General features: G+C 68.1%; 7 protein-coding genes. 6 read left to right on the forward strand and 1 reads right to left on the reverse strand.

The genetic code is table 11. The annotated features are described in order from the left end of the window. Positions 1 to 5 precede the first annotated feature (5 nt). The 6 genes from nadC to H2Q94_RS14490 are packed head-to-tail and all read left to right on the forward strand — an operon-like array spanning position 6 to position 9,560. Entirely contained in the window at positions 6 to 938 is a 933-nt protein-coding gene (gene nadC, locus H2Q94_RS14465) for a carboxylating nicotinate-nucleotide diphosphorylase (protein ID WP_243795696.1), read from the forward strand. Continuing rightward, positions 928 to 6,186, forward strand: coding sequence for a type I polyketide synthase (locus tag H2Q94_RS14470; RefSeq protein WP_243795392.1), 5,259 nt, complete (start codon positions 928 to 930; stop codon positions 6,184 to 6,186). Before nadC ends, H2Q94_RS14470 begins: the two co-directional genes overlap by 11 nt. A gap of 36 nt (positions 6,187 to 6,222) precedes the next feature. Then, positions 6,223 to 7,107 (forward strand): 3-hydroxyacyl-CoA dehydrogenase family protein, encoded by an 885-nt coding sequence (locus H2Q94_RS14475; RefSeq protein ID WP_243795393.1) that lies wholly within the window; start codon positions 6,223 to 6,225, stop codon positions 7,105 to 7,107. Continuing rightward, a complete protein-coding gene (locus H2Q94_RS14480; protein ID WP_243795395.1) occupies positions 7,104 to 7,355 on the forward strand; it encodes an acyl carrier protein in 252 nt (83 codons plus the stop codon). Before H2Q94_RS14475 ends, H2Q94_RS14480 begins: the two co-directional genes overlap by 4 nt. A 12-nt stretch (positions 7,356 to 7,367) precedes the next feature. Further along, entirely contained in the window at positions 7,368 to 8,492 is a 1,125-nt protein-coding gene (locus tag H2Q94_RS14485; protein WP_243795396.1) for an acyl-CoA dehydrogenase family protein, read from the forward strand. Positions 8,493 to 8,516: 24 nt separating this feature from the next. Next, positions 8,517 to 9,560, forward strand: coding sequence for an HAD-IIIC family phosphatase (locus H2Q94_RS14490; protein ID WP_243795397.1), 1,044 nt, complete (start codon positions 8,517 to 8,519; stop codon positions 9,558 to 9,560). 750 nt (positions 9,561 to 10,310) lie between these two features. Here H2Q94_RS14490 and H2Q94_RS14495 read toward each other — a convergent pair. Beyond that, on the reverse strand, positions 10,311 to 11,177 hold the full coding sequence (locus H2Q94_RS14495) for a LysR family transcriptional regulator (RefSeq protein ID WP_243795398.1): 867 nt from the start codon (positions 11,175 to 11,177) through the stop codon (positions 10,311 to 10,313). Between the last annotated feature and the right edge of the window lie 129 nt (positions 11,178 to 11,306).

Below are 11,306 nucleotides of genomic sequence, written 5' to 3' on the forward strand. Positions count from 1 at the left end.
CCACGATGCTCCGCCTCAACGCGCTCTCCGCGGCAACGGAGTCAGCTCTGGCGGACGTACGACTGCCGGTCGACGAGGTACGGCGCGTAGTTGAGACGGCTCTGGCCGAAGACCTCGCCCACGGTCCGGACGTCACCACTGAAGCGATCATTCCTGGCGACGCCACGGCTTACGCCGCCATATCGGCCCGCGAACCCGGCGTGGTCGCAGGTGTCCCCATCGCATTGGCCGTGTTCGACGCCGTGCTCGGCGCCGGCGAGTACCGGCTGGTCGACAGGGCGCAGGACGGCGCCGAAGTCGATGCCGGGGCGGACGTGCTGGTGCTGCGCGGCCCCGTCCGACGCTTGCTGACCGCGGAACGAACAGCGCTCAACCTGCTGTGCCACCTGTCCGGCATCGCCACCGCCACGGCTCGCTGGGTCGACGAGCTCGCGGGCACCGGCACTCAGGTGCGGGACTCGCGCAAGACGCTGCCAGGGCTGCGGGTGCTCGCCAAGTACGCGGTGCGCCAGGGCGGCGGCACCAACCATCGGATGGCGTTGGGCGATGCGGTGCTGATCAAGGACAACCACGTGGCGGCGGCGGGCTCGGTCAGCGCGGCGATCACGGCCGTTCGCGAGCACGCCCCGCACTTGCCTTGGCAGGTCGAGGTCGACACCCTCGCTCAGCTCGACGAGGCGCTCGCCGCCGGGGCGCCCGAAATCATGCTGGACAACTTCACGACAGCCGACTGCGGCCGGGCCGTGGCTCGGGTCAGGGCGACCGGAAGACGGGTGCGGTTGGAGGCTTCCGGCGGAATCGGTCTTGACGTCGCTCGAACCTACGCCGAGACCGGTGTTGATTTTCTCGCCGTCGGCGGACTGACCCACTCAGTGCCCGCACTCGACCTCGGGCTCGACCTTCGAACCGGGAACGGGGGCACCTCGCATGGATGCTGACGACGCCGCACACCTCGCAGGGCACATCGCCGTGGTCGGGATCGCGTGCCGGTTCCCAGGCGCTTCCACACCGGACGAGTTCTGGGACGTGATCCGGGGAGGTCGCGAGCCCGTCACCTTCTTCACCGAGGCGGAGCTGAGGTCCGCGGGCACCCCGGAACGGATGCTGACCGATCCGGATTACGTGCCCGCGCAAGGCACCATCGACGACGAGGATCAGTTCGACGCCGAGTTCTTCGGCATCAACCCGGTTGAGGCCGGGATGATGGATCCGCAACACCGGCTCCTGCTGGAATCAGCCTGGACGGCGCTGGAGAACGCGGGTCATGATCCGCACCGCGTCCCGGGGCCGGTCGGTGTGTTCGCCGGTGCGTACCGCAACGACCACCTGGGCCTGGTCGACACACCGGACGAGGCGACGGCGTTCGCCCGCAACATCGCCAACGAGACCGACTACCTCGCAACGCGGGTGTCCTACAAGCTCAACCTGCACGGCCCCGCGGTCACCGTGCAGACCGCCTGCTCCACCTCACTGGTCGCCGTGCACCTGGCGTGCCAATCGTTGCGCACCGGGGAATCGCGCACGGCGCTGGCCGGCGGAGTCACCCTGCGTTCCGGACAGCCGAGGGGCTATCTGTACCAGCGCGGCGGCATCTTGTCGCCGGACGGTCACTGCAGGCCGTTCGACGCCGATGCCGAAGGCACGGTCATCGGCGACGGCGTCGGAATGGTCGTGCTCAAGCGGCTCTCCGACGCGATCGCCGACGGCGATACCGTGCACGCGCTGGTGCTCGGGTCCGCCGCGGGCAACGACGGCGCCGAGCGGGTGGGCTTCACCGCGCCCGGTGTCGCAGGGCAGGCGAGAGTGATCGGTGCGGCCTTGCGCGCGGCGCGAGTGCAGCCGTCGTCACTGGGCTACGTCGAGACCCACGGCAGCGGTACGGCGCTCGGTGATCGCATCGAAGTGGACGCACTGACCAGGGCCTTCAAGGAGCGGGGCTGGACCAGCGGAACCTGCCGGATCGGCTCGGTCAAATCCAACATCGGACACACCCACGCCGCGTCGGGCATCGCCGGTTTCATCAAGACCGTGCTGTCGCTGCGGCACCGCACCATTGCGCCGACCCTGCACTTCCGCGACCCGAACCCGCGCATCGATTGGGCGTCCACGCCGTTTCGGGTCGCTGTTGAGGAGAGCCGGTGGGATCAAGGTGCCGCCCCGCTGCGCGCCGGAGTCAGTTCGTTCGGACTGGGCGGTACCGGTGTGCACGTCGTCCTCCAGGAAGCACCCCTGCCTCGGCCCACTGACGACACCGGCACCCCGCAGGTGTTGCCGTTGTCCGCACGTTCTCCGGAGGCGTTGCACAGCGCGCGCTCCCGACTCGCCGAGCACTTCGGGGAAGATCGCGGGCAGCGGCTCGCCGACGTCGCCTACACGTTGCAGGAAGGACGGACCCCGTTCGAACACCGGCTCGCCGTCGTCGGCCCCGATCCGGTGCGCGCGTTGCGGGACGACGACCCGGCGAAGGTGCTGCACGGCACGATCAGCGGCAAATCCCCCTCGGTCACCTTCCTGTTCCCCGGCCTCGGCGACCAGTATCCCGGCATGGGGCGTGGCCTGTTCGAGACCGAACCGGTGTTCGCCGCCGCGCTCCAGGAATGCGACCGGCTCATGCGCAGGCACAACAGATCACTGCTGGCGTCGCTCTACCCCGCTGACACCGCCACGCCCGCGACGTCGAGAACGGGCCTGATGCGGATGCTCGGGCGCGGAACGGACGGGCCTGAGCTGCGTGAGACCGGGCTCGCCCAGCCGACCGTGTTCGCCGTCGAATACGCGCTCGCGAAATTGTGGTCGAGCCGCGGGGTGCGGCCCGATGCTCTGATCGGCTACAGCCTCGGCGAGTACGTGGCCGCCTGCGTCGCGGGAGTGCTGGACCTGGACGACGCGATCGCGCTGGTGTGCGCCCGGGCGGACCTGATCGCAGGGTTGCCGCCCGGCGCGATGCTCGCCGTGCCGTTGCCGTCGACGGCAATCGCAGAGCATCTCGGTGATGATCTTTCGCTGGCGGCGGTCAACGGTCCCGAGCTGTGCGTCGTGGCCGGTCCGACGGCTGCGGTGGAGGACTTGGCCGCGCGGCTGGCGGAACAGGAGGTCGCCACTCGGCCGCTGCTGACCTCGCACGCGTTCCACTCGCACATGATGGAGCCCATCGTCGAGCAATTCACCGAACTGGCCGGCTCGATCACCTTCCACGCGCCGAAGATTCCCTATGCCTCGAACGTCACCGGTGACCGGATCACCGACGTCGACGCCACGGACCCGTCGTATTACGCCCGTCACCTGCGGCAACCGGTGCGGTTCATCGAAGGTCTGCACGCCGTGCGCGGCGAAGTGCTCCTGGAAGTCGGACCTGGCCGGGCATTGGGCGGTCTGGCCATGCAGAACCGGGATCCGGAGCAGAACGTGCGAGCGTTCGCCAGCCTCCCCGCCGGCTTTGATGCTCGACCGGCCGCGGAGGTGCTCGCCACCGCCACCGCGGAGCTGTGGCTGGCAGGAGTCCCCATCGACTGGTCGGCCACGCACCACCACCGACGTCGCCGAGTGCCCGTGCCGGCTTACCCGTTCCAAGGCAGGCGGTACGGCGTCTCCGCGCCTGCCCCACGCCGTTCGCCCGCCGATTCGGTACCCGAGCTCGGCCGCAAACCGGACCTGGCTGACTGGGTATCGGTGCCCGTGTGGCAGCCCGCCGTCCTCGGCGAAGTCGTTGCGCGGGAACCGAAGAAGGTCCTGCTGTTCGCCGGTGACTCGGCACTGTCCGGCGAGCTGGCTGCGGGCCTGGCCCAGTACGGCGACGACGTCGTGGTCGTACCTCCGGGCACCGACGACTTCCGGTCGCTGATCGAGCCACAGTGGACGCCCGAGCTGCTGGTGCACGCGCGACTCGTGACCGCAGAACCCGTTTCCCCTGACGAGGCGCAGCGTCTCGGCTTGCACGGTCTGATCGCGGTGGCGAAGTCCCTGACCGTCCATGATGGACTGGACGTCGCGGTTCTGACCAGCAATGCGCACCCCGTCGGCCACGGGGCCGCCCAGCCCGTCAAGGCCACCGCGCTCGGCCCGTGCTTGGTGTGGCCGCTGGAGGTGCCAGGCGTGCGCTGCCGGGCGATCGACGTCGGCCCGCACGACCGCGTCGCGTTGCTCGCCGAGCTCACCGCGCAATGGCCGGACGATGAGCAGGTCGCGCTGCGTGGCGGGCGCCGGTGGCGACGGGAACGGCAGCCGCTCAAGCTCACCGCGGGCAATGCCTCCCTGCTGCGGCGCGGCGGGGTGTACCTGATCACCGGCGGTACCGGCGGGATCGGACGCACCTTGGCCAGGTACCTGATCGATGAGTGGAAAGCGACGGTGGTGCTCGCCAGTCGTTCAGGGACTTCCCCTGAGGTGCCGGAAGGAGCCGAGACGCATCAGGTCGACGTGACCGACGGAGCGCAGGTGCGGGAACTGGTGCGCGACGTAGTCGCCCGGCACGGGGCGTTGCACGGTGTAGTGCACGCTGCGGGCGTGCCCGGCGGTGGGCTGATGGCCTTGAAGGACCCGGACGCCGCCGACGTCGTGCTGGCGCCGAAGGTGGCAGGAACGCTCGCGTTGCAAGCGGCATGTGCCGACGTCGGCCTGGACTTCCTCGTGCTGTGCTCGTCGCTCATCGCGGTCACCGGCGGAGCCGGGCAAGTCGATTACAGCGCGGCGAACGCGTTTCTCGAGGCAGCGGCGGAGGAAGCCGCAGCGACCGGAGGCCCGCTCACCCTCACCGTCGACTGGGATGCCTGGCGCGAGGTCGGAATGTCGGTCGACGCCGTGGGGCCGCGACCGCACCCGACAGGGCATCCCTTGTTGACCCACCGGATCTCGGACTCCATGTATTCCGGTCGGTTCAGCGCCCGGAGCAGCTGGCTGGTCGACGAGCACCGCATGCTCGACATGCCGGTCGTGCCCGGTGCGGGGCATCTGGAGCTGGTACGGGCCGCCGTGGCCGATTCCCACGGCCAGGACCCGGTCGGGTACGGCGACATCACGTTCTACACGCCGGTCGTGGCCGGTGAGCAGGAATCGACAGAGGTGCGGGTCGTGCTCGGAGAACTCGACGAGACGACCGGCGAGGTCCCGTTCGACGTGGTCAGCGCCTACACCGACGCAGCGGGCGCGTCCTGCTGGCAGCGCAACTCGGCGGGCACGGCTCACCTGGGTGAGCCGGCACCTGCTCCGGTCCACGACCTGGACGCCCTCGTCCACGGCGCCTCCCTCGTGGTGCCCGACGACCTCGGTGCGGTCGGCCCGATGAGCTTCGGCCCTCGCTCCCGGTGCCTGGTGTCCATGCGCGGTGGCGATCGGGAATTCGCCGCGCTGCTCCGGCTCCCGGACGAGTTCGCGCACGAGACCCACGAGCTGCCGCTGCACCCGTCGCTGCTGGACATCGCCACCGCGTTCGTGGGGCTGTTCACCGCGGAGGAATTCCGGATACCGCTTTCCTACGGCCGGGTGAAGGTGTCGGGACCCTTGCGCGGTGAGGTCCTCAGCCACCAGCTGCATCGAGTGCGGGACGACGGCGAACGGCAGACGGTGAGCGCCGACCTGACCGTCATGGCGACCGACGGTACGGAGCTGCTGCGCATCGAGAACTTCGTGCTGAAGAAGGCGGGTGATCTGCGCCGGCGTCTCGTCGGCGCTCGCGACGGTGTGCCGCAGGAGGTCGTGCCGTACGCACTGCCGCGGACGGGCGGTCCTGCGGTGGGTTTCCTGAGCCAGCAGCTCGCCGAAGGCATCGAACCAGCCGAGGGCGTCGAGGTGTTCGAGCGATTGCTCGCCCATCGCGTCTCGCCGGTCGCCACGGTGTGCACCCAGGACCTGGCGGCGGTGCTGGCCCAGGCCAGGCGGACGGTGCAGGTCCCGGAAGTGAGCACGACGGCACTCACTGCTCGGCACCCGAGGCCCCGGCTGGGAACGCCGTACGTCGAGCCGAGCGACGACCTGTGCCGCTCCCTGGCCGAGTTGTGGCAGGACCTGCTGGGCATGGAATCGGTCGGCATGCACGACGACTTCTTCGACCTCGGAGGGCACTCGTTGCTGGGCATCCAGCTCGCCGCCCGGTTGCGCAACGAATTCGGGCTCGACGTGCCGCTGGACTCTCTGTTCGAAGGGCTCACCGTCGCGCGGTTACGGGATCGGGTGGGCGCTTCGTCCACGTGAAACCGGCCGCCATAGTTCGTCCACTGTGGAGGTGCAATGTCCGGCTTTTCCCAGATCGGCGTCGCCGGGGCTGGTGTCATGGGCGCCGAGGTCGCTCAGGTCGCGGCCACGGCCGGCCACGAGGTCGTGCTGCTCGACCTCTCCGACGAGGTGCTGAACAGGGCGCGATCCGGCATCCGATCCAATCTGCGGTTTCAGCGGATGTTCGCCGAGGGCGCTCCCGCCGTGAACGCGGAGGAAGTTCTCGGGCGGATCACCTTCACCACCTCGGCAGCGGATTTCGCCGAGGTCGAGATCGTCATCGAGAACATCACCGAAAAATGGGATGCGAAGGAGGATCTCTACCGACGTCTCGACCGGATTTGCGCCGATTCGACCGTGTTCGCGGTGAACACCTCGGTTATTCCGATCACCAAGGTCGGTGCGGTGACCGGCCGGATGGACCGGGTCATCGGAACGCACTTCATGAACCCGGTGTCACGCAAGCCCACCGTCGAGGTCATTCGTGGACACCACACCAGCGACGAAACCGTTTCCGTGACGCTGGGCATGCTGGAGTCGCTCGGCAAACGCGGCATCGTGGTGCAGGACTCGCCCGGATTCGTCTCCAACCGAGTGCTGATGCTCACCGTCAACGAGGCGATCTTCCTGCTGCATGAAGGAGTAGCCACCGCCGAGCAGGTCGATGACATCTTCGTCACCTGCTTCGGGCACGCGATGGGGCCGCTGGCGACCGCCGACCTGATCGGGCTGGACACGATCCTGTACTCGATCGAGGGGCTCTACGAGCACTTCAACGACTCGAAGTACCGGCCATGCCCGCTGTTGCGGCGGATGGTCGATGCCGGACTGCACGGATGCAAGAACGGCGCCGGGTTCTTTCAATACGCCAACAGCGGCTCTCGGAAGGGAATCTCGTGACGGAGACCAAGGCGAAGGTGCGTGAGTTCCTCGGTCGCTACCTCCCCGATCAGGAGATAGCCGATGACGAGGACATGTTCAGCAGAGGTTACGCGAACTCGATGTTCGTCGTGCAGCTGGTGCTCTTCGTCGAGCAGGAGCTGGCCACTCCGGTCGACGACGATGACCTGGATTTCGACAACTTCCGCAGTGTTGATGCCATCGCGGGCTTCGTTCACGCCAAGGCGGGCCGTCCGCAACACGCCTGAGTTGGAGGAAAAATGCCGCTCAGCGCTATCCGCGAGCAGCAGCAGACGGCCTTTCGCGAATTCGCTCGTGAAGAGGTCGAACCGCATGCCGAGGCCTGGGATCGCGACGAGACCATTCCGCTCCGGTCGATCGATGCGTTCGCCGGGAAGGGGTGGTTCGGGACGCTCATCCCGGCCGAACACGGCGGGCTGGGCCAGGACGCGGTGGCATTCGGCCTGCTCAACGAGGAGATCGGCGGTGCCTGTTCGTCGTTGCGCAGCGTCCTGACGGTGCACAGCATGGTCTCGTACGCGGTGTGCCGGTGGGGGAGCGACACGTTGCGACGGCAGTGGCTGCCGCGGCTGGCCACCGGCGAGGTGATCGGTGCGTTCTGCCTGAGTGAGGAGACCTCCGGCAACGATGCGGGTGCACTCGCCACCACCGCGGTCCACGACGGCGAGACCTTCCGGCTGACGGGGACCAAGAAGTGGATCACCTACGGGCAGCGGTCGGACGTGTACTTGGTATTCGCCGCGTGCGACGGAAAACCGGCGGCGTTCTTGGTCGAGCGAAACCTGCCCGGAGTGGAGGTGGTGCCGGTGCGTGGCATGAGCGGCACCAGAGCCTCCATGGTCGCGGAGCTGCACCTGCACGATGTGGCGGTGCCTGCGAGTTCGCTGGTCGGGCGGGTGGGATTCGGGATCGCCGCAGTGGCCACGAGCGCGTTGGACATCGGCCGGTACAGCGTCGCCTGGGGGTGCGTCGGCATCCTCGCCGCCGCGCTGCGCACTTCCTTGCAACACGCCCACGACCGCACCAGTTTCGGCGTGCGCATCGGCGAGCACCAACTGGTGCAGCGCATGGTCGCCGACATGGCCACCGCGCACTCCGCCGCGCGCCTGTTGTGCGTCGAAGCGGGTGAACTCAAGGACGCCGGAGATCCGCGCACCGTCCACGCCACCTGGACCGCCAAGTATTTCGCCTCCTGTCAGGCCTTCCGCGCCGCTGCGGACGCCGTTCAGATTCTCGGTGCCCGAGGTTGCCTCGAGGGGCACACCGCGAATCGGCTGCTCCGTGATTCGAAGGTCATGGAGATCATCGAAGGCAGTACCCAGCTTCAGCAGATCTACCTCGCCCAGGCCGCGAGCACGTCCTGATGCCGAGCAGGAGGAGGAAGCGAGATGACCGAACAGGTCACCGACGTCAAGTCCGTCAAATGCGTGGTGTGGGACCTCGATCAGACGATCTGGGACGGGGTGCTCCTGGAAGACGGCGATGTGCGGTTGCGGCCCGGTGTTCGTCAGGTGCTCGAGGTTCTCGACGAGCGCGGGATCTTGCACTCGCTCGCCAGCCGCAACGATCCGGAAGCGGTACGAGCGAAGCTCGAGGAATTCGGAATCGATCATTATTTCCTCCACCCGCAGATCGGATGGCACGTCAAATCGGAATCCGTGGGCAGGATCGCCGAGGCTCTCAACATCGGCACCGATGCCATCGCTTTCGTCGATGACCAGCCGTTCGAACGGGACGAAGTCGTCCATGAGCACCCGGACGTGCTGTGCGTGGACGCGGCGGAGCTGACGGATCTGCTGGTCCGGCCGGAGTTCATCCCGAGGTTCGTGACGGAGGACTCGAAGAGGCGTCGCGAGATGTACCGCGAAGACGCCCGACGCAAGATCGACGAAAAATCCTTCGCCGGCCCGCAGGAGACGTTTCTGGCGGGGCTGGACATGCGGTTCGAGATCGCCGAAGCCGGTGAAGGCGATCTGCAGCGTGCGGAGGAGCTCACCGTGCGCACGAACCAGCTGAACACCACGGGACGCACATTTTCGTACGATGAGCTGGACGCCTTTCGCCGGTCTGATGACCACCTGCTGTTGGTCGCCAGGCTGACCGACAGGTACGGGCCTTACGGCAACATCGGTCTGGCCCTGATGGACACCAGCGGACCGGGTTGGACGATTCGATTGCTGCTCATGTCGTGCCGCGTGATGTCACGTGGGGTGGGCACGGTATTGATCAACCACATCAAGCGCCGCGCGGCGTCGGCCGGAGTGCAGCTGTCGGCGGACTTCATCTCGACCGGGCGCAACCGGCCGATGTTGGTGTCGTTCAAGTTCAACGGATTCAGCGAGGTCGCTCGCGATGGTGCTTACGTCACCTTCAGGGCGGACTTGACCGCGATCCCGCCGGACCCCGATTACATCAAGATCCTCGTGAGCTGATTCAGGTTCGGCCAGTGCCGCTCAGAACCAGCCGCCGTCCGACAGACCGTGACCGGCCAAGCGACCCACCGCCCACTCCGACCGGAGTGAACGGACCGTTCGTCCAGTCTTGTTGGACGAACGGTCCGCTCACTCGTTCCCGAGGGTGGATGTCGCTGGTCGGTACGGCGGTGGGGTGGAGTGCCGTCGACCGGTATCTCCGCGATGATCCGGCGGCGGCGACGGCGTTCGACGGTGGGGACGCTCCCGATGAGCTCGCCACCGGCCTCGTCGGCGGAGGGTGTCGACGCGGCGCCGCAGCCCGAAGATCTCGGACTCGACTGCCCGTGCCGAGAGGCCCGAAGGCCCTGCGTGCACCTGCTGGCCGCCTATTACGCGGTCGTCCAGCGCATCGACGAGGAACCGGCGCCGGCACTCGCCGTGCGCGGGTTCGCGCGGTCCGCGCGGGGCCGGAGCAGGTCGGCGGGAGCTCGATTCCGATCGACGCGCTCGCCCCGCAGGACTTCTTCACCGCGCGCACGAATCCCGCCCGGAGCTGAGGACCGTCCGGGGACGTTCATCACCGGTCTTCGACGTGTCCTGCGTGGGTCGCGGATCGAGGGATTCGGCGCAAGCATCGCCGCAGCGCCACCGTGGAAGCGGTGTTCGGCGCGCGGTTCAACCGCCTCGATGATCTTCGGTGGTCGTTTTCCGTTGGCGGACAACGAAAAATGGCCCCGTCTCGGACCGTCCAAGTTCAACGACAGCTCCTCAGGGGCGGCCCTCCGAGTGGCCGAGCGCGTCGGTGGACGCGTTCGCGGACGTGGGGATCAGGTTCTCCGCGGTGGCGCCGATCGTCGTCAGGCATGCCGAGGTCACCGGATGATCCCGGCCGCCGAGCCGGGTCGCGGCGAGGATGCGGCGCGCCGGCGCGGGTTCCCCGTGCAGCGGGATGCGCACCACCGGCCAGTCGCCGTGGAGCCGGGCGAGCCGGGGCACCAGGATGATGCCGAAGTTGTGAGCGACGAGCGCGGTTCCGGTGTCCCACTCGTCGGCGTGATGCGCGATGTTGGGGCTGAAGCCCGCCGTCATGCACGCGGTGCGCACCAGATCGTGGTAAGTAGTTCCAGGTCTGCCGACGATCCAGGGTTCGTCGGCGGCATCGGCGAGTGTGACGGTGGCCTGCCCGGCCAGCCGGTGATCGCTGGGAACCACCAGGTCGAGCGGATCGTCGAGCAGCGGGTGCTGCTCGAAGCGGTGGTCGCCCATGGGCGGCGTCTCCGCGGTGTTGATCACCAACGCCAGATCGGCATCCCCCGCGAGCAGCAGGTCGAAGCAGGGCGCCGGTTCCGCTTCGATGACCCGGACGCGCACTCGGGGAAACCGCCTGCGCAGATCCGCGGCCGCGGCGGGCAGCAGGTGGGTCGCGGCGGTGGAGAAGCCGCACAAGGTGAACGGCCCGGAGGGTTCGTCCACGGCCGCGGCGAGTTCCGCGTAAGCGCGCTCCGCCTGCGCGTGCAGGGCCTCCGCGTGGTGCAGCACGGTCCTGGCCGCGGCGGTGAGGCGGATGCCGCGACCGGCCTGGGCCACCAGCTCCACGCCGAGCTCATCGGCCAGCTGACGCAGCTGGTACGACACCGTCGAGGGGTGTAGTGCAGCGCGGCCGCGGCAGCGGTGACCGTGCCGTAGTGGGCGACCATCTGCAGGACTTTCAGTTTCGGATCGACCATGCGACTATTTTGCACGGTTCGCTCGAGGAACGTTTGA

Source organism: Saccharopolyspora gloriosae, assembly GCF_022828475.1.
GTDB classification, from domain to species: domain Bacteria; phylum Actinomycetota; class Actinomycetes; order Mycobacteriales; family Pseudonocardiaceae; genus Saccharopolyspora_C; species Saccharopolyspora_C gloriosae_A.

Coding starts and splice junctions, on each gene's coding strand:
- H2Q94_RS14490 (WP_243795397.1), top strand. CDS start 8,517: ATGACCGAACAGGTCACCGACGTCAAGTCCGTCAAATGCGTGGTGTGG.
- H2Q94_RS14470 (WP_243795392.1), top strand. CDS start 928: ATGGATGCTGACGACGCCGCACACCTCGCAGGGCACATCGCCGTGGTC.
- H2Q94_RS14475 (WP_243795393.1), top strand. CDS start 6,223: ATGTCCGGCTTTTCCCAGATCGGCGTCGCCGGGGCTGGTGTCATGGGC.
- H2Q94_RS14485 (WP_243795396.1), top strand. CDS start 7,368: ATGCCGCTCAGCGCTATCCGCGAGCAGCAGCAGACGGCCTTTCGCGAA.
- nadC (WP_243795696.1), top strand. CDS start 6: ATGCTCCGCCTCAACGCGCTCTCCGCGGCAACGGAGTCAGCTCTGGCG.